This window comes from Cupriavidus sp. 10L43_2, from assembly GCF_056395265.1.
The window spans coordinates 104917-127805 of the sequence record NZ_JBFTJE010000019.1; the positions used below are offsets into that span (position 1 = coordinate 104917).

21 protein-coding genes are annotated in these 22889 nt (G+C 68.2%); 11 read left to right on the forward strand and 10 right to left on the reverse strand.

Annotation, left to right across the window (positions count from 1 at the left end):
* Positions 1-119 precede the first annotated feature (119 nt).
* Together dnaN and dnaA are read right to left on the reverse strand one after the other, a co-directional pair.
* Positions 120-1235: a DNA polymerase III subunit beta gene (gene dnaN, locus AC1DEL_RS22970; RefSeq protein ID WP_477159188.1), complete on the reverse strand. Its 1116-nt coding sequence runs from the start codon at positions 1233-1235 to the stop codon at positions 120-122.
* Between the two features lie 367 nt (positions 1236-1602).
* Positions 1603-3363 (reverse strand): chromosomal replication initiator protein DnaA, encoded by a 1761-nt coding sequence (dnaA, locus tag AC1DEL_RS22975; protein WP_092291122.1) that lies wholly within the window; start codon positions 3361-3363, stop codon positions 1603-1605.
* An 815-nt stretch (positions 3364-4178) separates the two neighbouring features.
* Between dnaA and rpmH the strand changes: the two genes are divergently transcribed.
* The 10 genes from rpmH (at position 4179) to AC1DEL_RS23025 (ending at position 12252) form a co-directional block, all read left to right on the forward strand.
* Positions 4179-4313 (forward strand): 50S ribosomal protein L34, encoded by a 135-nt coding sequence (gene rpmH / locus AC1DEL_RS22980; RefSeq protein WP_008650850.1) that lies wholly within the window; start codon positions 4179-4181, stop codon positions 4311-4313.
* A 143-nt stretch (positions 4314-4456) separates the two neighbouring features.
* On the forward strand, positions 4457-4894 hold the full coding sequence (gene rnpA, locus AC1DEL_RS22985; RefSeq protein WP_092292073.1) for a ribonuclease P protein component: 438 nt from the start codon (positions 4457-4459) through the stop codon (positions 4892-4894).
* 8 nt (positions 4895-4902) lie between these two features.
* Positions 4903-5202: a membrane protein insertion efficiency factor YidD gene (yidD, locus tag AC1DEL_RS22990; protein ID WP_092291108.1), complete on the forward strand. Its 300-nt coding sequence runs from the start codon at positions 4903-4905 to the stop codon at positions 5200-5202.
* Positions 5203-5224: 22 nt separating this feature from the next.
* The gene (gene yidC / locus AC1DEL_RS22995; RefSeq protein WP_477159189.1) at positions 5225-6907 is read left to right on the forward strand and encodes a membrane protein insertase YidC; all 1683 of its coding nucleotides are present in this window, start codon (positions 5225-5227) and stop codon (positions 6905-6907) included.
* Between the two features lie 122 nt (positions 6908-7029).
* Positions 7030-7800, forward strand: coding sequence for a trans-aconitate 2-methyltransferase (gene tam, locus AC1DEL_RS23000; RefSeq protein ID WP_477105413.1), 771 nt, complete (start codon positions 7030-7032; stop codon positions 7798-7800).
* Positions 7801-7919: 119 nt separating this feature from the next.
* Positions 7920-8717, forward strand: coding sequence for a CHAD domain-containing protein (locus AC1DEL_RS23005; protein ID WP_477126269.1), 798 nt, complete (start codon positions 7920-7922; stop codon positions 8715-8717).
* Positions 8718-8763: 46 nt separating this feature from the next.
* Positions 8764-10191, forward strand: coding sequence for a tRNA uridine-5-carboxymethylaminomethyl(34) synthesis GTPase MnmE (gene mnmE / locus AC1DEL_RS23010; protein WP_477126270.1), 1428 nt, complete (start codon positions 8764-8766; stop codon positions 10189-10191).
* Between the two features lie 39 nt (positions 10192-10230).
* Positions 10231-10854 carry a TetR/AcrR family transcriptional regulator gene (locus AC1DEL_RS23015; RefSeq protein WP_477126271.1) on the forward strand — a complete coding sequence of 208 codons (624 nt, stop codon included), beginning with the start codon at positions 10231-10233 and terminating at the stop codon, positions 10852-10854.
* 33 nt (positions 10855-10887) lie between these two features.
* On the forward strand, positions 10888-11454 hold the full coding sequence (locus AC1DEL_RS23020) for an OB-fold putative lipoprotein (RefSeq protein WP_441645441.1): 567 nt from the start codon (positions 10888-10890) through the stop codon (positions 11452-11454).
* 198 nt (positions 11455-11652) lie between these two features.
* Positions 11653-12252 (forward strand): Sbal_3080 family lipoprotein, encoded by a 600-nt coding sequence (locus AC1DEL_RS23025; RefSeq protein ID WP_092291094.1) that lies wholly within the window; start codon positions 11653-11655, stop codon positions 12250-12252.
* Between the two features lie 58 nt (positions 12253-12310).
* On the opposite strand, the gene AC1DEL_RS23030 is transcribed toward AC1DEL_RS23025, so the two are convergent.
* The 4 genes from AC1DEL_RS23030 to AC1DEL_RS23045 all read right to left on the reverse strand — a co-directional run bounded on the left by AC1DEL_RS23030 (position 12311) and on the right by AC1DEL_RS23045 (position 17620).
* Positions 12311-14323 carry a methyl-accepting chemotaxis protein gene (locus tag AC1DEL_RS23030; protein WP_092291092.1) on the reverse strand — a complete coding sequence of 671 codons (2013 nt, stop codon included), beginning with the start codon at positions 14321-14323 and terminating at the stop codon, positions 12311-12313.
* A gap of 185 nt (positions 14324-14508) precedes the next feature.
* Positions 14509-15483, reverse strand: coding sequence for a M14 family metallopeptidase (locus tag AC1DEL_RS23035; RefSeq protein WP_092291090.1), 975 nt, complete (start codon positions 15481-15483; stop codon positions 14509-14511).
* Positions 15484-15497: 14 nt separating this feature from the next.
* Positions 15498-16478, reverse strand: coding sequence for a Bug family tripartite tricarboxylate transporter substrate binding protein (locus AC1DEL_RS23040; protein WP_092291088.1), 981 nt, complete (start codon positions 16476-16478; stop codon positions 15498-15500).
* Positions 16479-16675: 197 nt separating this feature from the next.
* A complete protein-coding gene (locus AC1DEL_RS23045) occupies positions 16676-17620 on the reverse strand; it encodes a LysR family transcriptional regulator (protein ID WP_477112774.1) in 945 nt (314 codons plus the stop codon).
* A gap of 79 nt (positions 17621-17699) precedes the next feature.
* On the opposite strand from AC1DEL_RS23045, the gene AC1DEL_RS23050 reads away from it, so the two are divergent.
* On the forward strand, positions 17700-18512 hold the full coding sequence (locus AC1DEL_RS23050; RefSeq protein ID WP_477126272.1) for a MerR family transcriptional regulator: 813 nt from the start codon (positions 17700-17702) through the stop codon (positions 18510-18512).
* Here AC1DEL_RS23050 and AC1DEL_RS23055 read toward each other — a convergent pair.
* Genes AC1DEL_RS23055 through AC1DEL_RS23070 form a run of 4 tightly spaced genes read right to left on the reverse strand, consistent with a single transcriptional unit; the run spans position 18509 to position 22854 of the window.
* Positions 18509-19381 (reverse strand): metal-dependent hydrolase, encoded by an 873-nt coding sequence (locus AC1DEL_RS23055; RefSeq protein ID WP_092291082.1) that lies wholly within the window; start codon positions 19379-19381, stop codon positions 18509-18511. The genes AC1DEL_RS23050 and AC1DEL_RS23055 overlap by 4 nt on opposite strands.
* Positions 19378-20379 carry an alpha/beta fold hydrolase gene (locus AC1DEL_RS23060; RefSeq protein ID WP_477126273.1) on the reverse strand — a complete coding sequence of 334 codons (1002 nt, stop codon included), beginning with the start codon at positions 20377-20379 and terminating at the stop codon, positions 19378-19380. The genes AC1DEL_RS23055 and AC1DEL_RS23060 overlap by 4 nt, the downstream gene beginning before the upstream one ends.
* Positions 20376-21269, reverse strand: a complete 894-nt coding sequence (locus AC1DEL_RS23065) for an SDR family NAD(P)-dependent oxidoreductase (protein WP_477105418.1) — start codon at positions 21267-21269, stop codon at positions 20376-20378. Before AC1DEL_RS23065 ends, AC1DEL_RS23060 begins: the two co-directional genes overlap by 4 nt.
* A 31-nt stretch (positions 21270-21300) precedes the next feature.
* A complete protein-coding gene (locus tag AC1DEL_RS23070; protein WP_477126274.1) occupies positions 21301-22854 on the reverse strand; it encodes a flavin-containing monooxygenase in 1554 nt (517 codons plus the stop codon).
* Positions 22855-22889: the final 35 nt, after the last annotated feature.

The following is a 22889-nucleotide window of genomic DNA, read 5'->3' on the forward strand; positions in this document are numbered from 1 at the left end:
AAAAACGGCAAAAGGGGCGGATCGTTGGGATCCTGCCCCTGCTGCGGTGTGTGCCCGGTTGTCTACTGGACAGTCCACGGCCATCCCCGCGTGGGCGGGCATGGCCGGAGTCCCGGTCATCAGATCCGCATCGGCATGACGACGTACTTGAAGTTGTCGTCTTCCGGTACGGTAATCAGGGCGCTCGAATTGGAGTCCCCCAGGCTGACCTGCACCTGTTCGCTCTTCAGGTTGGCCAGCACGTCGAGCAGGTAGGTCACGTTGAAGCCGATATCGAGCGCGTCGCCCGAGTAATCGAGTTCGAGTTCTTCCTGCGCCTCTTCCTGATCGGCGTTGGTCGAGCTGATCTTCAGCATGTGCGTATCGAGGATACAGCGCACGCCCTTGAACTTGTCCGTGGTCAGGATGGYGGTACGTTGCAGCGCCTGCTGCAGCTTCACGCGGTCGATCGCGAACGCATTCTTGTAGCCCTTGGGGATCACGCGCTGGAAGTCCGGGAACTTGCCTTCCACCAGCTTGCTGATCAGTTCGATGTTGGCGAACGTGAACTTGACCTGGTTGGCGGCCAGCTGCACCTGCACGGGATCGTCGTTATCTTCGAGCAGCCGCTGCAGTTCCAGGATGGTCTTGCGCGGGATGATCACTTCCTGGCGCGCGCCGCCGCCGGTGGCCTCGGTCTCGAGTTCCACGCCGCAGTACGCCAGGCGGTGCCCGTCGGTGGCCACGGCCATCACCTTCTTGCCGTCCACGACGAGCAGCATGCCATTCAGGTAATAGCGGATGTCCTGCTGCGCCATGGCGAAGTGGACCATCGCCAGCAGATGCTTGAACGTCTTCTGCGGCAGGCTCACGCTCGCGTTGAACTCCGCAGCCTCGGCCACGGTCGGGAATTCCTCGGCGGCCAGCGTCTGGAGCGCGAAGCGGCTCTTGCCCGATTGCACCGTCATCCGCTTGTCGTTCAGCGACAGCGCCACGTCACCGTCAGGCATCGCGCGCAGGATGTCCAGCAGCTTGCGCGCCGCCACGGTGGTGGCCACGCTGTCGCTGCCAACGCCGCATTCGGCGTGGGTGGTGATCTGGATCTCGATGTCCGTCGAGAGGAAGGAAACATTCGAGCCGGACTTGCGAATCAGCAGGTTGGCCAGGATCGGGAGGGTGTGGCGGCGCTCCACGATGCCGCTCACGATTTGCAGCGGACGCAGCAGATTGTCTCGCGAGGTTTTGACCAATTGCATTGAATTTATCCTTCGTCGTTTGTCGTCAGCGACCGCAGGTTGCGCGCAACCCCAAATTCACTTAGGAATCAAGGAGTTAATTATGCATTGTACCAAGGATAAGCCGCTGCGGTGAAGCGGGCCGGCTCCGGCGCGGAGGACGGCTGTGCCTAAAAAGCCACGATCCGTCATTTCTTCCCGCCAAGCCGCCCCGACTCACCGCAAAGCCTTATCTGAGGCCGATTTCCCGCGATCCAAGCGTTTCGTTCAGTCGCCCGTTTGCCGCCGGGCGCGCACCCTGTAGTATGCCAGCCCGGCAAGGCCAACCTTTAAAATCATAAAACGGTGCCAGGCGGCGCAGGATTCACCTGCGTCACCGGCTCAGGCATCACCCCTTGAGCGTCTGTTCCAGCACGTGCAGCTCGTGGTTCAGCTGCGCGTCCTTGCTCCGCTCGTCGGCGATCTTGCGCACGGCGTGCAGCACCGTGGTGTGGTCGCGTCCGCCGAACAGCTCGCCGATCTCCGGCAGGCTCTTCTGCGTCAGCTCCTTGGCCAGGTACATGGCGATCTGGCGCGGCCGGGCGATATTGGCGGGCCGCTTCTTCGAATACATGTCCGCGACCTTGATGTTGTAGAAGTCGGCACAGGTCTTCTGGATGTTCTCCACCGAGATCTGGCGGTTCTGCACGGTTAGCAGGTCCTTCAGCGCCTCACGCGTGACATCGATCGTGATGTCCTTGCCGTGGAAGTTGCTGAACGCCAGGATCTTGCGCAGCGCGCCTTCCAGTTCGCGCACGTTGGAACGCAGGTGCTTGGCGACGAAGAACGCCACCTCTTCGGGCACGCTCACGTTCTCGGCGGCGGCCTTCTTCATCAGGATGGCCACGCGCATCTCGAGCTCGGGCGGCTCGATGGCCACGGTCAGCCCCGAGTCGAAGCGCGAGATCAGCCGGTCGTCGATGCCGGTGATTTCCTTCGGATACGTGTCGCTGGTGATAATCACCTGTGCGCGATTCGCGATCAGCGCCTCGAACGCGTAGAAGAATTCTTCCTGCGTACGGTTCTTGCCGGAGAAGAACTGGATATCGTCGATCAGCAGCAGGTCCAGCGAGTGGTAGTACCGCTTGAACTCGTCGAACGCCTTGCGCTGGTACGCCTTCACCACATCGGACACATACTGCTCCGCGTGGATGTAGCGGATCCGCGCGCGCGGGTTCTCCATCAGCATGAAATTGCCGATGGCATGGATCAAGTGGGTCTTGCCCAGGCCCACGCCGCCATAGAGATAGAGCGGGTTGTACGACTTGCCCGGGTTGTTGGCCACCTGGATCGCGGCGGCGCGCGCCAGCTGGTTGGCCTTGCCGGTGACGAAGTTGTCGAACGTCAGGATCGGGTTCAGGCGCGAGCGCTCATGCACCGTGTCGCTAGGCTGGGCGCCGCCCATCGGCTGCGGCTGGCCCGGGTGGGACTGGTGCTGCGGGTGTTGTTGGTGCTGCGGGTGCTGCTGCACATGTTGCGGATGCTGGGGCTGCACGCGGTACGAACGCGCGCTGGCCTCCGACGGGTCCATCTGGGCCACGTCGATATCACCGATATCCGCGCCATGGCCGCCGGCATTGCCTTGCAGCGGATGACCGGTGTGCGGCGCCTGCGGCATCTGCGGCCGCGCCGGGTAGTTGCCCTGGGGATTCAGGGCAGCCATGCCGGGATAGCCGCTCGGCGCGCCCGGGTTCGGATAGTCGGGATAACCGGTTCCCTGCGGCGCATGAGAAGCGCCGTGCTGTCCACTCGGATAGCCGTTGCCGGGTGCGCCCATCGGCGTACCCATTGCAGCGTGCGCGCCGGCGTTGTCACCCATCTGTGCCGTGGCCTGCTGGGTATAGGCGGCCGCGCGCCCCGAGGCGGCAGGGTCAAGGACAAAGTGAACGCTAACCTGCGCTTCCCAATATTCGCAGGCGAGGGCCGTGATGCGGCCCGAGAATTGGCTCTTGACCCAGTCGAGCTTGAAGCGGTTAGGCGCGGCAATCCGCAGCGCATGCGCCTCCTCGTCGAAGGCGACGGGCGCCAACGGCTTGATCCAGGTCTTGAACTGTTGCGGCGTCAGTTCGCGCTCGAGTTGCGCGGCTGCCGCCTGCCAGAAATCTTGCATGTGTTCTTGTTTGGTGATCGCGCCAGGCCGCAGCGCGTCACGAGTATCGGGGTGCCCGCCAATCATCCGGCTTCCCGCCACGCGGCCCCTCGGGGGCCAGCGCGACGCGGCAATGCCACCCCATCGGCGTGCGGCAAGCATCGCCCGATCAAGCGGTATACCAAGGCAGGAAGTCCGGGTTGTGCGTGCGCCACGCGGCCCGTGTAGTGTTTGGACCGGGATTGTACCCCCCGCCTCAAGTTATCCACAAAGGATAACCCTGTGGACAAGTTGTGAAAATTCAGTGGATTGCTGTGCACAACCTATAAGGAAGAACGGCCCGGAGAGGGGCCTGGGCAGCTGATAATCCATCGGAAACAACGAGTTGGACATCTTGGCTACCGCATATAGGTGACCCCGGATACCCACAAGGTTACCCACCGGCCATTGTGGACAATGGCGCACCGACGCATGCGCCTGCCATTGTGGCGGCGTCGGCGGCACTGGCCATCGGTTGCCTTGACAGTTCGCGCGAATATCGGTTAAATGGCGGGTTCTGCGATGCGGCAGGGGATCACGTATGCGCATCGCCGGGTCTGGCCCGTACCGCCACGTGTAAACATGTGCGGCATCAGGCAAGCGGCCTGATCCCCCGTCAGCGCCTCGGCCTTCAGCCAGGCCAGCGGCGGCCGGCAGCAAGACAGAACCAGAATCGTCGGCAGACCGCAGCAAACCCGATCGGAATTGCGGCGGCCCCATGCGAACCATACGCGGCGGCCAAGGCGCCCCGGCATTGGCCGGCGCCCGGAAAGCCCGGATCAACCAGAGAGTGCAACATGAAACGTACCTACCAACCTTCCGTTACCCGCCGCAAGCGTACCCATGGTTTCCGCGTGCGCATGAAGACCCGCGGCGGCCGTGCCGTCATCAACGCTCGTCGCGCCAAGGGCCGCAAGCGCCTGGCCATCTGAGCGCCGGGCGACCGGCCCGGACGGTCGAGCGCCGCGATGGCCTGCCATCGCACCGCGCACTGACCGTCCCCGCCACCGCCTCGCACTCAGGTCAGCCAGGGGCAGCCGCCGCAAGCCCAGCGATCCCGCTAGCTTTGCACAGCGTGTCTACCCATGCCTTTCCCAAAGCCGCGAGGCTCACAAAGACGGATGAATTTTCATCCGTTTTTGCTTTGCGGCCACGGCGTCGCAGCGCACACTTCGTGCTGTACGTGCGAGCCAACGGCCAGGCGCAGGCCCGGCTGGGCATCGTCGTCGGCAAGAAGTTCGCGCCGCGCGCCGCCGAGCGCAACCTCGTGAAGCGCATGGCGCGGGAACTGTTCCGGGGCCAGCAAGCCAAACTCGCGGGCCGCGACATCCTGTTGCGGCTGCAGGCCAAGTTTCCGCGCGCGGACTTCGCCAGCCGGACGGCCGTCCGGCGGGCGTGCCTTGCGGAAATCGCCGGCCTGCTCGAGGTGGCGGCCAGACCCTTGCCCACCGCCCCGCCCGCCGTCGATGCGGCCGGCCCGGCGGCGCCTGCCACGCCCAACGCGCCTGCCTGATATCCACCATGAAGCGAATCCTGCTTGCCCTGCTGCGCATCTACAAGATCGCATTGAGTCCGTACCTGGGCTCGCGGTGCCGCTTCCTGCCTACCTGCTCCGAGTACGCCCGTGACGCCATCGTGCTGCACGGACCGGCCCGGGGCAGCTGGATGGCCGCGTGCAGGCTCTGCCGCTGCCATCCTTTCACGCAGGGCGGGTATGATCCCGTGCCCGACCCCACGAAACACGGGAATGCCGCCGCGGCGACTCCTGCCTCCGCCGCGCCAGGCCGCCCGCCTGTCACGGTCCGGCTCCCGAGACCCTGATTTCCTCCGACCATAGCGAGACATGGATATCAAACGCACCATCCTGTGGGTCATCTTCTCGATGGCCCTCGTGCTGCTCTACGACAACTGGCAGCGCGCCAACGGCCACGCGTCGATGTTCTTCCCGAGCGCCAACACGCAGCAGCAGGCCGCCCCGGCCGGCGGCGCGAGCGGCGCTGCGGCGCAGGGCGACGTGCCCAAGGCGAACGCATCGGCCACCGCGGGTGCTTCGGCGCCGGGCGCAGTGCCTGGCGCCCCGCAGGCCGCTGCCCAGCCCACGGGCGAGAAGGTGGTGGTCACCACCGACGACCTGCGTGCCGAGATCGACACGGCCGGCGGCATCCTGTCCCGCCTGGAGATGCTCAAGCACCACGAGAAGGACGGCAAGCCGGTCGTGCTGTTCGAACGTGACGCCAACCGCACCTACATGGCGCGCTCCGGCCTGATCGGCGGCGACCTGCCCAACCACACCACGGTGTTCTCGGTTGCGCCGGGTCCGCGTACGCTGGATGGCAAGGACAAGCTCGAAGTGGTGCTGACTGCCGAGAAGAGCGGCGTGAAGTTCGTGAAGACTTACATCTTCCACAAGGGCAGCTACGTGGTGGATGCGCGCTTCGACGTGACCAACGCCGGCACGGCGCCGATCTCGCCGACGCTGTACCTGGAACTGGCGCGCGACGGCAGCAAGGTCGAGCAGTCGCAGTTCTACAGCACCTTCACCGGCCCGGCCATCTACACCGATGCCGACAAGTATCACAAGCTGAGCTTCGAAGACATCGCCAAGGGCAAGGCCACCGTGCCGGCTGCCACCACCAGCGGCTGGGTGGCGATGGTGCAGCATTACTTCGCCTCCGCCTGGATTCCGCAGGCTGGCAAGCAGCACAGCTTCTACGCCGAGCAGATCGATCCGAACCTGTACCGCGTGGGCATCCAGCAGCCGCTGGGCCAGATCGCGCCGGGCGCCTCGGTGACCACCGATGCCCGCCTGTTCGCCGGTCCGCAGGAAGAGCGCATGCTCGAGCAGATCACGCCGGGCCTGGAGCTGGTGAAGGACTACGGCTGGCTGACCATCCTCGCCAAGCCGCTGTTCTGGCTGCTCGAGAAGCTGCATGGCGTGCTGGCCAACTGGGGCTGGTCGATCATCGCGCTGACGGTGCTGATCAAGCTGGTGTTCTTCCCGCTGTCCGCAGCGAGCTACAAGTCCATGGGCAAGATGAAGGACCTGCAGCCGCGCATGACCGCCATCCGCGAACRCCACAAGGGCGATCCGCAGAAGATGAACCAGGAGATGATGGGGCTGTACAAGACCGAGAAGGTCAATCCGCTGGGCGGCTGCCTGCCCATCGTGATCCAGATCCCGGTGTTCATCGCGCTGTACTGGGTGCTGCTCTCGTCCGTGGAAATGCGCGGCGCGCCGTGGCTGGGCTGGATCCACGACCTGTCGGTGCCGGATCCGTTCTACATCCTGCCGGTGGTGATGGCCGTGTCGATGTTCGTGCAGACCAAGCTGAACCCGACCCCGCCGGACCCCGTGCAGGCGAAGGTCATGATGATCATGCCGCTGGTGTTCTCGTTCATGTTCTTCTTCTTCCCGGCCGGCCTGGTGCTGTACTGGGTCGTGAACAACATCCTGTCGATCGCCCAGCAATGGCAGATCAACCGGATGCTCGGCAAGGGCAAGGCGGCGGCGGTGGCCAAGGGCTGATCGCGCTGACATTCGCCTGAGACGAATCTGAAAGTAAGCCCGGCCTCGCGCCGGGCTTCTTTTTTGGTGTGCCGGCGGCGTATGCTTGTGCCCTGATCCAGCCACGATGAAGAGGACGCGAGATGACATGGTCGGCCAGCCAGTACGTACAGTTCGAGGATGAGCGCACGCGCCCGGTGCGCGACCTCGTGCAGGCGATTCCCACCCGCGAGGCGCGGCGCGTGGTCGACATCGGCTGCGGGCCCGGCAACTCGACCGAGGTGCTCGCGGCGCGCTATGCCGACGCCCAGGTCACCGGCCTGGACAGCGATGCCGACATGGTGACGGCCGCCCGCAAGCGCCTGCCGAATATCGACTTCGCCCTCGCCGACGCCACCACGTGGACCGACGCCGGCCCCTATGACGTGATCCTGGCCAACGCGGTGTTCCAGTGGGTACCCGATCACGCCGCGCTGTTCCCGTCGCTGGTGAGCAAGCTCGCGCCGGGCGGCAGCCTGGCCGTGCAGATGCCGGACAACCTCGACGAACCGCCGCACCTGCTGATGCGCGAGACGGCCATGAACGGGCCGTGGTCGCCCAAACTCACGGCGGCGGCGCAGGCGCGCACGCCGCTGGCGTCCGAGCGCTGGTACTACGAACTGCTCAAGCCGCATTGCTCGCGCGTGGATGTCTGGCGCACCATCTACCAGCATCCGCTCAAGGGCGGCCCCGCCGCCGTGGTGGAGTGGTTCAAGGGCAGCGGCCTGCGGCCATTCCTGGCGCCGCTGGACGCCGCCGAGCAGGCCGACTACCTGCGCCAGTACGAAGCCGCGCTGGCCAAGGTCTTCCCGGCGATGGCCGACGGCACGGTGCTGCTGCCGTTCCCGCGCGTGTTCATCGTCGCCACGCGCTAGCGCCGGCAACTCCTTGGGCGCCCTTGTGCGGCGCAGCGGTCACAGCATCTCCGGCGACGCGTGCGCTATCGCCTACACTGCAGTGACACAGTCATTGTCGTGGAGGTCAGAGGTTGCCGATGCCTACCGCCCCCGCCCTGCACCGGAACATGCGTCCGGCCCAAGCCTTCGTGGACCTGGCCACGCAGGGCCTCAGCGCCGTGGAGGACGGGCTGGAACTGGTCTTGCACCGCGATCAGGCAGAGGACGTCCACGCGCTGCGCGTGGCCTTGCGACACCTGCGCGCCGTGGCCTGGGCCTTCGGCCCGGTACAGCCCGCGCGCGTCAAGGCCCGCTGGAAGCGGGCGCTGCGCGACGTGGCGAACGCCGCCAGCGACGTGCGCGACTGGGACGTGTTCGTCATCGAGACGCTGTCCCCGGCGCTGGCCGACCATCCCGGCGATGCCGTGCTGGTGGCGCTGATCGAGACCGCGCAGACACGCCGGTCGGCCGCGCGGGAAGGCATGGTTACACGATTGTCACGATATCGGCAGGCGCCTTTGCCTACACTGCACCGAGACCTGCTGCACCTTGCCGGGCGCAAGTCGCGCGGCAAGCTGGGCGCGTTCGCCCGCAAGCGCATCCGCAAGGCACGCGATCGGGTACGTGACCTCACCCGCACCGCGCGCGACGGCCGGACCGAGCACGTGCACAAGCTCCGCATCGGCAACAAGCGGCTGCGCTATGCGATCGAAGCGCTGTCCGATGTCCTGCCGAAGCGCTATCGCAAAGGACTGCGCAAGCAACTCGTGGCAAGGCAGGGGGAGCTCGGCGCCGTGATCGACGCCTCGGTGGCACGTCGGTTGATGGCGGAATGCCTCGGTGTATCGACGACCGAATCCATGGCCGAATCGACAGCCAAACCCACCCCGCCCTAACCGCCGGCATGCGCCGCACCCATCCCGTTCTGCGACAATAGTGCCCATGACTGCTCCCCAGCTTCCTATCGCCGCCATCGCTACCGCACCGGGCCGTGGCGGCATCGGCGTCGTGCGCGTCTCCGGCCCCGATGTGGGCACCGTGATGCGCGCGGTCTGCGGCCAGACGCTCAAGCCGCGCCATGCCACTTACCTGCCCTTCCTCGATGCGCGCGGCTGCGTGATCGACCACGGCCTCGCGCTGTACTTCCCCGCCCCCAACTCGTACACCGGCGAAGAGGTGCTCGAACTGCAGGGCCACGGCGGACCGGTGGTCATGCAGATGCTGCTGTCGCGCTGCCTGGAGTCCGGGCGCGAGATTGGCCTGCGCGTGGCCGAGCCCGGCGAGTTCACGCGGCGCGCCTTCCTGAACGACAAGCTCGACCTTGCCCAGGCCGAAGCGGTGGCCGACCTCATCGAGGCCAGCACCGAAGCCGCGGCGCGTTCCGCCGCGCGCTCGATGGAAGGCGAGTTCTCGACGGCCATCCACGCGCTGGTCGAGAAGGTCATCCATCTGCGCATGCTGGTGGAGGCCACGCTGGACTTCCCCGAGGAAGAGATCGATTTCCTCGAAGCCTCCGACGCGCGCGGCCAGCTGGCCCGCATCCGCAGCGACCTCGCCGGCGTGCTGAAGCAGGCGCGCCAGGGCGCGCTGCTGCGCGAGGGACTGTCGGTGGTGCTCGCCGGGCAGCCGAACGTGGGCAAGTCGTCGCTGCTCAACGCGCTGGCCGGCGCCGAACTGGCCATCGTCACGCCGATTGCCGGCACCACGCGCGACCGCGTGCGCGAGACGATCCAGATCGACGGCATTCCGCTCCACATCATCGACACCGCTGGGCTGCGCGAGGACGCCGCCGACGAGGTCGAGCGCATCGGCATCGAGCGCACCTGGGAGGCCATCGGCCGCGCTGACATCGTGCTGCATCTGGTGGATGCCCCCGACTACATCGAGCATGGCCTGTCCGAGATCGACGACCACATCGACGACCAGCTCAGCGGCCGCCTGCCGCCGGGCGCGCCGATCGTGCGCGTGGTGAACAAGATCGACATGGCGCCCGCCGCCGGCGAGATGATGTTCGGCGGCAACCGCCCGCACGTGGTGGCCGCCAACGGGCCGAACCCGACCGAGATCTGGATCTCGGCGCGCACCGGCGCGGGCATCGACCTCATGCGCCGCGAACTGCTGCGTCTGATCGGCTGGCAGTCCGGCAACGAGGGCACGTTCCTCGCGCGCGAGCGCCATCTCACCGCGCTGCGCAACGCCCAGTCCCACCTCGACGTGGCCACCGAACGCGCGCAGCAACAGGCCCAGGCGCTCGACCTGTTCGCCGAGGAACTGCGGCTGGCGCAGGACCACCTCAACAGCATCACCGGCGAGTTCACGAGCGACGACCTGCTGGGAACCATCTTCACGCGGTTTTGTATTGGGAAGTAGGCCCTGCCCGGCCCGCACATCCCTGAACCGGAGTTACACATGCCCCGCGTCTCCAAGGCGGAAGCCGAACGGCACCGCTTCACTATCGAACAGGTCTCCTCGCGGCTGTTTCGCGAGCAGGGGTTTCATGGCATCAGCGTGGCGGACCTCATGGGGGCGGCTGGGCTGACGCATGGCGGGTTCTATGGCCATTTTGCGTCGAAGGATGCGCTGGCGGCCATCGCCTGCACGCGGGCGTTCGAGGAATCGGGCGCGCGCTGGCGCAAGCGGGTGGAGGAATCTCCGGACAAGGCCACCGCCCTCGCCGGGCTGATCGAGAACTACCTGTCCGTGCGCAACCGCAACGCCGCCGGCACCGGCTGCGCAGCGGCGGCGCTGGCCAATGACGTCGCCCGCGAGGGCGAGGAGAAACCGGTGCGTGCGGCCTTTGTCGACGGTATCCGCGATCTGCTCGAGATCCTCGAGGGCGTGCAGCCGGGCGACGACCCGGCGGCACGGCGCGCGGCGGCCATCGCGCAGATGTCCACGATGGTCGGCGCGCTCGTGCTGTCGCGCGCCACGCTGGGCACCGGGTTGTCCAACGAGGTGCTGGCGGCGGCCAAGGCGCAGTTGCTGGCGCAGGTTGGCGACGCCGATGGGGTCTCGGGCGGCCCAACCGGGTAAACTGCCGCTTTTCCTCCTCAGCCCCCCTCCAAGATGTCCCGTCTCCGGCAAACCCTTCTCATCATCGTCTTCGTGGCGATCATCGGCATCCTGTGGTTTGTCGGCAATGACACTGGCGAGATCGTGCCGACCGGGCCCGCTCCCGTCGAGACGGCCGAGGTGGTGCCGGCCAGCGTGCCGCGCGGCATTCCGCACGACGGCACGCTCGATCCGATCAGCATCGACGAGAACCGTCCCGCCGACCGGCTGCCCGAGTACGCGGCGGCGGCCCTGCTCAACGACTATCGCGACAACACCGGGGCGGCCGACGACCGCTATCGGGGCAAATACTTCATCGTGGAAGGCGTGGCCAGCGGCATTCGCCGTGAAGGGACGGAGGTGTTTCTGGAGATCCGCACCGATGCGCCGGGCCAGGTGGTCCGCGCCGTGCTGCTGCCGGAACAGATCTGCGGACCGGCCGGTCGCCGATGCGARGTGGAGGCACGCGCCACGATGGTCCGGCGCGGCCAGAAGGTGGCCGTGGAGTGCACCGGCGCCGGGCTGGCCGAGGGTGGCACGCCGCTGCTGAACGAGTGCCTGGTACGTGGCGGCGCCAACTAAGTCCCTAACGAAGAAGCGCCTCCCGGGCCGCCTGGCCGCCTGACAGCACGGCTGGGCCGATTTTCCCCCTCTGTTCCCCGCATTGACCGCCGCGCCGCACGCCTACAGTACGCAGGCATGCTGCCGGCACTGCGCCCCTCGCTTGTTGTTGTGAGCCCGGGCGGCCGGCACCCTCGCCGACGCGATCCAGGACACACCATGAAGAGAGCAACCCTTGCCGCTGCGCTGGCCCTGCTGGCCACCGGCTGTTCCACCTACCAGGCGGTCACCCCGGTCGACCGGCCGGTCACGTACGACCCCATCGCCGGCTACCAGTCCGGTGCCTATGGCGGCCCGGCCGAATTCCGTGTCGATGGCAACCAGGTGATTGGCGCCGATGGCGCGCTGTTCTGCGTGGTCACCAACCAGGTGAACGGCAATGCCTATGTGGAAGACTTCGCGGCCTCGCTGCGCGCGCGCAACTTCGAGGTGAAGATGCTGCCGCCGTATTCGTCGATCGCCTCGTGCCCGATGACGGCCACCTACACGGCCCAGCGCCAGACCTACGTGACGCCATTCCTGACCTCGGCGGACATCACCATCTACCGCAACGGCGAGCGCGTGGGCAAGGCCCTGTTCAACGCCAACCGCAGCGCGGGCGGCGTGAACCTGAGCCACCTGATCCCGCCGGCGTCCAAGATCGAGGAACTGGTCGACCAGCTCTTCCCCGGCCTGAAGCCCAAGCCGCAGCCGGCCCAGGCAGCGCCCGCCCCGGCACCGGCGCCCGAGGCAGCCCCGGCGCCGGCACCCGCCGCCTGACCGTCCCCGGTCAGGCCAGCAGTCAGGCCAGCAGTCAGGCCAACCAGCAGCCCAACCATCAGGCCAGCCGGAACACCTCCACCGCCTGGCGCAGCTCCTGCGCCTGGTGATGCAGGCTCTCGGCGGCCGCGGCGGCCTCTTCCACCAACGCGGCGTTCTGCTGCGTGGTGGTATCCATCTCCGCCACCGCGCCGCTGACCTGCGCCAGCCCCTGCGCCTGCTCGCGGGAGGCCACGCTGATGTCGCTCATCAGCGCCGCCATGCCTTCCACGCGCCGCACCATGTCGTCGATGGCGGAACCGGCCTGCTGCACGGCCTCGTTGCCAGACTTCAGGTCCGTCACGGTCCGCTCGATCAGCCCCTTGATTTCGCCCGCCGCGTTGGCGCTGCGCTGTGCCAGGCTGCGCACCTCGCCGGCCACGACCGCAAAGCCGCGCCCGTGCTCGCCCGCCCGGGCCGCTTCCACGGCGGCGTTCAGCGCCAGGATGTTGGTCTGGAAGGCAATGCCGTCGATCATGCCGATGATGTCCACCACCTGCTGCGCGTTGCGATGGATCTCGGCCATCGTATCCACCACCTTGCCCACCGTCATCCCGCCCGCGCGGGCCGCCTCGGCGGCGCTGGCCACAGCGGCGTTGGCGTCGTGGGCGTTGTCGGCGTTCTGCTTCACGGTGGCGGAAAGCTGTTCGATGCTGGCCACGGTGCGCTCCAGGCTGCCCGCCTGCGAGGCCGTGCGCGACGACAGGTCCGCGTTGCCGCTGGCGATCTGGCTCGTGCTGCCGGCGATGGCCGCCACGCTGCCGCGCACCTTGTCCACGATGCCGGTCAGCCCCTGCCCCACGCCGTCGATGGCGCGCATCAGCTCGCCGATCTCGTCATTGCGCGGGCTGTCCAGCCGGGCAGTCAGGTCGCCCTCGGCCAGCCGGGAGGCCGCGCCGGCCGCGTGCGTCAGCGGCTGGCTGACCATGCGACGCAGCAGCCACCAGAACGCGGCGGACACCGCCAGCGCCACCAGCAGGCCGGCGGCCAGGAAGCGGTTGCGGCTCGCCACCAGTTCGCCACGCAGCGAATCCATCGGCACCGTGCCGGCGATCACCCACTGCCACTCGGGGTAGGTGGCGAACGCGGTCAGGCGCTCGGCGGTGGCGCCATTGCCGTCATTGCCCATGGCCACCGTGTGCACCATCGAGCCCTCCTTGGCGGCGATCATGTCGCGCACCCAGGTCTTGCCATCGGCGTCCTTGGCGTCGATGCGCACCGAGCCCTCGCCGCCGGCCCGGTCGACCAGCACCTTGCCCTGGTCCGCGCCCGGCCGGGCGTCGATCACCATGAAGTGGCCATCGCTGCCGATGGCTTTGCGGCGGATGCGGTTCTTCAGCATCGCCAGCTCGGCCTCGACGTTCACGCCCACGTACAGCGCGCCGACGATCTTGCCGCCAGCGTCGCGCACCGGCTCGTACTTGCTCATATAGGGCTTGCCGAACAGCCACGTCAGCGCGCGGTAGGACTTGCCCGCCGCCACGGCCGTGTAGGCGGCGCCGGCGCGGTCCAGCAGCGTGCCGATGGCGCGCTGGCCGTCCTGCTTCTTGAGCGAGGTGGTCACGCGGATGTAGTCGTCGCCGGTGCGCGCGAACACCGTCGCCACCACGCCACCGGTGGTGGCGAGGAAGCGGTCGGGCACGTCGAAGCTGTTATTGAGCACGAGGTCGCCGCTGCGGAACGTCGGTGTGGCCTTGCCGGCCACTTCCACGGTCTGCGCCGGGTCCACGCTGTACGGGCCGGGCAATACGGCCGCGAAGCTCAGCATGAAGCGGTCGGCTTCCTGGAGGATGGTGTCGTCGAGCTGGCCGACCAGTTCGCTGAGGGTCTGGCTTTCGGCGTAGATGGCCTCGCGGGCCTGGTCCTCGAGCTGATGCATGCTGCTCAGGGACAGCGCCAGCGCGTAGGCGCCGAATGCGATGATCTGGACGACCAGCACCACCAGCGCGATGCGGGTGCCGATGCTCCAGCTACCGGCGAGCGCGCGCGCGCGGCCGGCCGACGCGGGTCGGGAGAGTGAGAGAGAAGTCAAAAGGGGCGCTCCGTGGCAATTCCACGCACCTTAATGGCGCGCGGGCAACGCCCGCTCTGACGGCAGGTCGTCACAGCGTCAATAACGGATGGCGCGCCCCCCGGCTTGAATGGATCGAACGCTTACTCTAATAGGTCACATCAGGATGCAATGTCGATTGCAACCGGTTGCATGGATGTGTTCGATCAAACGTCCAGCCGACCAAGTCGTACAACCGTCACACCCGGCCGAAGCTGGCGCAGCGACGGCATCACCAGCACGCAGTGGTCGTACGGCGTGGTCACCGGCTCGCCATCGCGCCAGCCGATCACGGTGCCCGCCTGGTCGAAGGTTTCCAGCCCCGTGTACGGGCCGGCGAAGCGGAAGTCCATGCTCGCCGCCACCACGGGCTCGGTCACGCGTACCACGCGCTGCGCCGCCGGGAGCGGGCGCAGCCAGCCGGCCGGCAAATCCGCTTCTTCGACGATGCCCGCCTGCAGCAGGAAGCGCGCCGTGCAGTCGCGCGCCACGTCCACGGCGGCGGTCTCCCAGTGCTGGCCGCACTCCACCAGCAGCGCGTTGCGCGCGCTGGCCGGGTCGCCGAAGCCGGCGTAGTCGCGCATGCGGCGGCCCTCGGGGTGGCCTTCGTCGACGATGATGTCCGCCGGGGCGCCGAGCGCCTTCGACAGCGCGATGCCCTTGTCGAGCGGCCCGGAGACGATCAGCGGCCGGCTTTTCTCGTGCATCGAGTGCAGGTCGAGCAGCAGGTCCACGGTATCGATCACGGGGCGCATGGCGCGGGCGCGTCGCAGTTCGCTGGAATCGCGCGTGGTGTCGTCGAGCACGGCGGCGGTCCAGACGCGGTTGAAGTCCTGGTCGACGAAGCGCGAGGCATCGGGCCGGGCGGCGTCGAAGGTGGCGTAGGCGTCCACATTGGCGAACGCCAGCGTCAGGCGCCCCCGGCGCGGACGCAGGCCGTGGTCGAGCAGGCCGGCCACGGCAATGGCGCCGCAGACCTCGTTGCCGTGTGTCAGCGCGTTGACCATCACATGCGGGCCCGGCAGGCCGGAATCGAACGTGTGGACGTAGGCGATGCCGGTGTTGCCGGCGGCGTAGGGGCGGATATCGGGAAAGCTGACCTCCACCGGATAGGCGGCGAAGGCGGGAGGCGTCTGCGTCATGGAAAGAATCCTATTTACTCGCGGATATCGGCGGTCTGCACGATGGTCCGATAGCGGGCCGTCTCGCGCTTGATAAAGGTGCCGAACTGGGCCGGATTGGCCGGCGCCACCTCTACGCCAGCTTCGGCCAGCTTCTTGCGGACGTCCGGCAGGGCCAGCACGGCCTGCATCTCGGTGTTCAGGCGGTCGATCACCGGGCGCGGCGTGGCGGCAGGCGCCATCAGGCCGAACCAGACGCCCATGTCCACGCCCTTGAGCGACGGCGTCTCGGCCAGCGCCGGCACGTTCGGCGCCACGCTGGCGCGCTTGCCCTCGGTCACGCCATAGGCGCGCACGCGGCCCGCCTGGATATGCGGCAGCGCCGACGACAGCACCATCACGGCGAGGTCGATCTGGCCGCCCAGCAGGTCCGTGGCCATCGCGGAGGCGCCCTTGTACGGCACGTGCGTGATGTTGACCTTGCCCTGCTGCTTGATCAGCTCGCCCGCCAGGTTCAGCGGCGTGCCCACGCCCGACGAGGCGTAAGACAGCTTGCCCGGCTGCGACCTGGCCAGCGCCATCAGCTCGCCCGCGTCCTTGGCCGGCAGTTGCAGCTTGCCGACCAGCACCATCGGCTGCGTGCCGACGAAGGTGATCGGCGCCAGATCCTTCTCGCCGTCATAGCGCACGGCCTGGTTGGTCAGGCGGGCGATGGAGACCTCGCTGCCCGAGCCCAGCAGCAGCGTGTAGCCATCCGCCTCCGCCTTGACCACCTTCGACGCGCCGATCGTGCCACCGGCGCCGCCGAGGTTCTCGATCACCACGCTCTGGCCGAGCCGCTTGCCCAGCTCCGGCGCCACGGTGCGGGCGACCAGATCGACGCTGCCCCCGGCGGTGTAGCCCACCACCAGCGTGATGGGCTTGGTGGGATAGCCACCCGCCGCCTGGGCGACGGTGGCGGCGAGGGCACAACAGCTCAGGGAGGCGGCAGCGGCCGCGCGCAGCAGGGTTTTCATGGTGATTTCTCTTCCGGCAGGTGTGGTGTTGTCCGGCGATGGTAGTGAGCGCCGGGCGCGCCGGCATGCGGCTTTGGCAATGCGGGTTGCCATTTCGGCAATGGGCCGGAATGGTGCAGTTGGACGCACAAATGTGGGTCGAAAATCGACGGAGTTCGCTCCCGATTCTGCGCGCGAATCGACAGCTAAGACGCGTCCTAATCCGCCCGCTGCGCCGCCGCCCGCCAGAACGCCTCCGCCAGCGCGCGCATCGACGCCCGGGGCCGGTAGAGGCGGATGTCGAGGACAAGGTCGGAGGCGTCGCCGCCGTCCAGATCGGCGCGCACCAGACGGCCCGCGTGGAGGTCGTCGGCAATCAGCCGGGCGGGCAGCCAGGCCAGCCCCATCGACTGGCGCACCATCTCATGCACCGATTCGGCGAAATCGCTCACGGCGATCACATCGAGCCGCGCAGCCAGCTTCCGGCGCGCGATTTCCTGATTGACCATGCGGCCCATGGTCAGCGTCTCGGCGTAGGCGATCATCGGCACGGGCGCGGTACGCGCGGCGGTCTTGGCCCGGTGCAGCCGATAGGCCGGGCCGCCGCGCGCGTCGGCGGCGGCCACGCAGACCAGCCGCTCCACGCCCACCGGGTGGAAGGTGTAGCGCGCGTCGTCCAGCATCACGGGCAGGTCGTGCGGGCTGTAGCAGAGCAGGAAATCGACGTCGCCTTCGGTGAACAGCGCGAGGGCGTCGTGCGTGGCATGGGTGGAGATGCGCGTGCGGAAGCCGGCGCCGGCCGGGTCGTCGCGCAGCGCGTGGCGCAGGCCGGCCAGCCACGCCGGCACCATCGAGCGGGCCAGCGTCTTGCCGGTGGCGATGGTCAGCGTTTTGGCATCGGCGCGATGCGCGGCCCGCAGCGACAGGCGCGCTTCGTCGAGCGTGCGCAGCGCGGCTTCGGCGGCTTCAAGGAACTGGCGGCCCTCGGCGGTCAGCCGCACGGGAAACGCGCTGCGGTCGATCAGCGGCGCGCCGGCCCAGACCTCCAGCGCCTGCATGCGCCGGCCAAACGCCGGCGGCGTGACATTGCGCAACTCGGCCGCGCGCGCCAGGCTGCCGGCCTGCGCCAGGCAGACGAAGTCTTCGAGCCAACGGATGTGCATGGGGGGCGGCGGGCGGGGCAGGCGGGAGATCGGGCATTGTAGCGCCGGCCCCTGCGCGACTCGGTTAGAATTTTCCCCCATGGCCACCGAACCGCGCGGCGCCAAGCCGCCACATCCCGAATACACGATCGACGAACTGGCGCGCGCGGCCGGCACCACGGTGCGCAATATCCGCTCGTACCAGGATCGCGGCCTGATCGATCCGCCCGAGCGGCGTGGCCGGGTCGGCATCTACACGCCAACCCATCTCGGGCGCCTTCGCCTGATCCATCACCTGCTGGCGCGCGGCTACACGCTCGCCAACATCATGGAGCTGCTCAAGGCCATCGTCGAAGGCCACGACCTGCGCTCCATCCTCGGGCTGGAGACGGCCATCAGCAGCCCGTGGAACAGCGAGGCGCCGCGCCATTATTCCTACCTCGCACTGGCCCGGCTGTTCGGCCGTGCGGTGTCGCGCCCGGCGCTGGCCAAGGCCATCACGCTGGGGCTGCTGGAGCCGGACGGCTTCGGCTACCTCGCGCGCAGCCCGCGCGCGCTGATGGCCGGCGCGGAGATCGCCCGGGCCGGCTTCGGGCTGGAAGACGTGCTGGACATCATCGAGCATTCCCGCAGCCACTTCCAGGCCGTGTCCGACCGCATCGTCGGCATGGTCGTGCGCGAGCTGGACCGCTTTGGCGAAGGCCAGCTACCGCCGCCGGCCGAGGTGCCCCGGCTGGTGGACATCCTCTGGCGCATCCGCCCGCTGGCGATGGTGGCCGTGGAGACCGAGATGATGCGTGCGCTGGAGATCTCGGCCAACAAGTACCTCGGGGACCGCGTCGCCGCGATCCTTGAACACCTGCACGATCCCGCCGCGCCTCCCTCGGAACCTCCTACCGAACCGCGCAGCTAGGCCGCGCTGCGGATCGACGGCGCGCGCGTGCTGGCCCCGGCCTGCAGCGCGGTCTGCTCGATCTCCTCGATCAGCGGCCCGATCCGGTTCAGTTCGGCCCGGTTGTCCTCGTCCCACGGATGGAAACCCGGCCGGAAGTAGTCGAACCATTCCGGGATCATCTTGCGCAGCACACCCGGCGCGCCCCAGAGGAAGTTGACGACCTTGCCGAAGCCGGGCAGCTTGTGGCGGCAGGTCTTGTCCGCCATCACCAGCCGCACGTGGAAGACGAAGACCAGCGCCCAGAACGTGACCGTGGTGGTCAGCATGGTGAACGCGCGCAGCAGGTAGCGGTACGGGCCGGGCTTCATCACGGCGTTCCAGACGTCATAGGCCACGGCCTTGTGCTCGGTTTCCTCGAGCGCGTGCCAGGTCCACACCTGCCGGTAGCCCGGCTCCGAACGGCCCATGTGGCGCGGGTCGGACAGCATGCCGCCGGCCAGCATCGCCGTGTAGTGCTCCAGCGCGATGGTGTGCGCGAGCTGCCACGAGTGCGGCAGGATCTTGCGCAGCAAATTCAACAGTTTTGATACAAAGTTGTCGAGCTGGCTCGCCGGCAGGCCCGCGTCGTCGAGCAGCCGGTTGTAGAGGATGTGCTCGCGCGTGTGCATCGCCTCCTGGCCGATGAAACCGGCCACGGCGCGCTTCAGCTCCGGGTCGGTGAGCTGGTCGCGGTAGTGGCGCACGCTGTCCATGAAGAAGCGCTCGCCGGCCGGGAAGAAGATCGACAGCGCGTTGATGAAGTGGGTGACGTGGGGGCCGCGCTCGTGCCAGTCGCTGATGCGGGCTGGCGGGAGGTGCGGATGCACGTCGCGACGGACTGGCATCATGATGTGAGCTCCTTGATCGAAAGCGGACGGCCTGCGCCGGCGGCGTCCAGGAACGGCAGGAGGTCGGCCGCCACGCGGTGCGGGTCTTCCTCCATCGGGATATGGCCCAGGCCGGCGTAGCGGCGCAGGGTGGCGTTGGGCAGCCGCGCCAGGAAGGCGTCGGCGTGCGCGGGCGGAATCCAGCGGTCGCGGTCGCCCCACAGCACCAGCGTCGGCGCGCGCACGCCGGCCAGCAGGTCGGTGGCGAGGTCGGCGAAATCGAGCTTCGGCACCATCCGGCCGATGGCCTCGCGGCTGCCCTCGGCGTAGAAGAAATCGACATAGCGCCGGAAGGTGGCCTCGGGCACGCGCGAGGCGTCGCCGTACACATCGCGCGTGGCCGCCCGGATGATCCACTCGGGCAGCAGGCGCGGCGCCGACCAGCGCACCAGCGCGTGGCGGAACAGATCTATATAGATAGGGAGTTGCATCGGGAAACCGGCCGCATCGATCAGCACCAGCCGGTTGACCAGCGAGGGGCGGCGCACGGCCAGGTCCCAGGCGATCAGCCCGCCCAGCGAGTTGCCGATCAGCGTGGCGCGCGAGACCTGCACGGCGGCCAGGAAGGCGTCGATGAAGTCGCGGTAGACGTGGATGTCCATCGTCACCACGCGGCCGCGTGCGTCGCGCAGCGGTCCGGTCAGGCCGAACGGGGCGATGTCGAGCCGCAGCACGCGGTAGCGCTGGCGCAGCGAAGGCATCAGCCCTTCCCAGGTGTGCAGGGACGCGCCGAAACCATGGATCAGCACCAGCGGCTCGCCCTCGGGCACGCCCTCCTCGGTGTAGTGGACCAGCGCGCCCATCACCTGCACCCAGCGCGAGGCCGGCAGCGCGTAGCGGCGCGCCAGCGTAGCGCGGGACAGGCTGAAGAAGCCCACCCGCCCCTGCCCGAACCAGCGCGTGAACGCGCCCGGCGGCGCCTGCAGCGCGGCTTCCCGCGGCAACGCGGCGCGGGTCATGCGCGCTCTCCTTCGCTGGCCGCCGCCGGCGTGCCATCCGGCATCAGCGTCTTGCGCTTGCGGCGCGTCTCGCGCACCACCAGCGACTGGTACGCCGCCGGCAGCAGGCGCGCCATGGCGTCTGCCGCGTACGCATCGGGCCCCACCAGCACGCGCCGCTTGTTGGCGCGCACGCCGTCCAGGATGATGCCGGCGGCCTTCTCGGGCGTGGTGATGAAGAACTTCTCGAACGCCTCACGGCCCTGCTGGGCATCGCGCACAAGCAGGCCGTTCACGCTCGGCGAGACGCGGCTGTCGCGCGCGATATTGGTCTTGATGCCGCCCGGGTGCACCGTGGTGGCCGAGACGCCGCAGTCCATCAGGTCGAGTTCCTGCCGCAGCGACTCCGTGAAGCCGCGCACCGCGTACTTGCTGGCGTTGTACGCGCCCATGCCGGGCTGCGCGAAGAGGCCGAACACGCTCGAGGTGTTGACGATGTGGCCCTCGCCGCTGGCCTTGAGATGCGGCAGGAAGGCCTTCGTGCCATGGACCACGCCCCAGAAGTTGATGCCGATGATCCAGTCGAGATCGTCGTACTGCATGCCGTCCACGGTGCTGGACAGCGCCACGCCGGCGTTGTTGAAGATCAGGTTGACACGGCCATGCGCGGCGGCCACGTCGTCTGCCCAGGCGTGGACGGCGGCGCGGTCCGCCACATCGACGAGGTGCGCCGTTATCGTCACACCCGGCGCATGGCGCGCGACCTGCGCAGCGGTTTCCGCCAGCCCCGCCTCGTTGCAATCGGAAATGGCCACGTGGCAGCCTTCCTGCGCGAGCTGGATCGCCAGGCATCGGCCCATGCCCGAACCAGCGCCGGTGATGGCGGCCACCTTGTTTCGAAACACCTTCATGCGGGTCTCCTCTTTTATTTGGCGTGTGGGGCTAGACGCGGATCGCGTCGGCGTCCTCGGGCTGCGGCATGCCGGTCGGCTGCCGTGCCGGCCATCGCTCGTAATCGGCCGGTTGGAAAGCCTGCGTGGCGCGGCGGAACTGCCAGGTGAAGCCCGGCCACAGCGTGGTGTTCTTGCCGTTGCGTGGGTCGATGTACCAGCTGGCGCAGCCGCCGGCGCTCCAGATGGCGTGGCCGAGCTTCTGCTGGATGTTGCGGTTGAAGGCGGCCTGCACGGGCGGGCGCACGTCCACGGCCTGGAGGCGGGCCTGACGCATGTGGCGCAGCGCGTCCAGCACGTAGTTCACCTGCGACTCGATCATGAACACCATCGAGCTGTGGCCCAGGCCGGTGTTTGGGCCGACGATCAGGAACAGGTTCGGGAAGCCGGCCACGGTGGTGCCGAGGTAGGCCTGCGCGCCATCGCGCCAGGCATCGAGCAGGTCTTCGCCGTCGCGGCCGACGATCACGCCGCGCGGCAGCGGGTCCGTGGCGTGGAAGCCGGTGCCGAGGATGATGCAGTCCGCCGGGCGGCGCGTGCCGTCGCGCATGACGATGGCGTCCGCCTCAACGTGGTCGATGCCGGTGGTCACCACGTCCACGTTGGGCCGCATCAGCGCCGGGTAGTAATCGTTCGAAATCAGCACGCGCTTGCAGCCGATGGTGTAGTCCGGCGTCAGCGTGGCGCGCAGGGTCGGGTCCGGCACCTGCCGCCGGAGATGGCGGCGCGCGATGCGCTCCACCGCCTTCATCAGCTTCGGATGGAGCACGAAGCCGAGCACGCGCGATTCGAGCATCCAGTAGATCCCCGTGCGCGCCAGCGCCTGCGTGAACGGCAGGTGGCGGAACAGCCAGCGCTCGGTGGCGGAGACCGGCCGGTCCGGCTTCGGCATGATCCACGGCGGGGTGCGCTGGTAGAGGTCGAGCTGATCGACGAGCGGCGCGATCTGCGGCACGAACTGGATCGCGCTGGCACCGGTGCCGATCACGGCAACGCGCTTGCCGGCCAGCGGCGTGTCATGGCGCCACTGCTGCGAGTGGAACATCGCGCCCGCAAAGGTATCGAGGCCGGGAATATTGGGGATCGATGGCCGGCTCAGGCCGCCCATCCCCGACACCAGCACCCGCGCCCGCACGCGCCGGCCATCGGCCATGCGCAGGCGCCAGCAGCCTGCCGGGGCGTCCCAGGTGGCCTGCTGGAGGGCGTGCCCGAGGCGCAGGTGGGGGCGCAGGCCGAAGCGGTCCGTGCAGTGTTCCAGGTAGGCGCGGATTTCCGGCTGGGTCGAGAACATGCGCGACCAGTCCGGGTTCGGCGCGAACGAGAACGAATAGAGGTGCGATTGCACATCGCAGGCACAGCCGGGGTAGTGGTTGTCGCGCCAGGTGCCGCCCACGGCCTCGGCCTGCTCGAAGATCAGGAAATCGTCTTCGCCAGACTGCTTGAGGCGGATGGCCATGCCCAGCCCGGCAAAGCCGCTGCCGATGATGGCGATGTCGCAGGTGACTTCGGTGCCAAGACCGGCCGGCAGGTCCACGGGTGCGTTCATAGAGGGCGTTCCGGTGGGTGCGCTGGCGGCGCCGG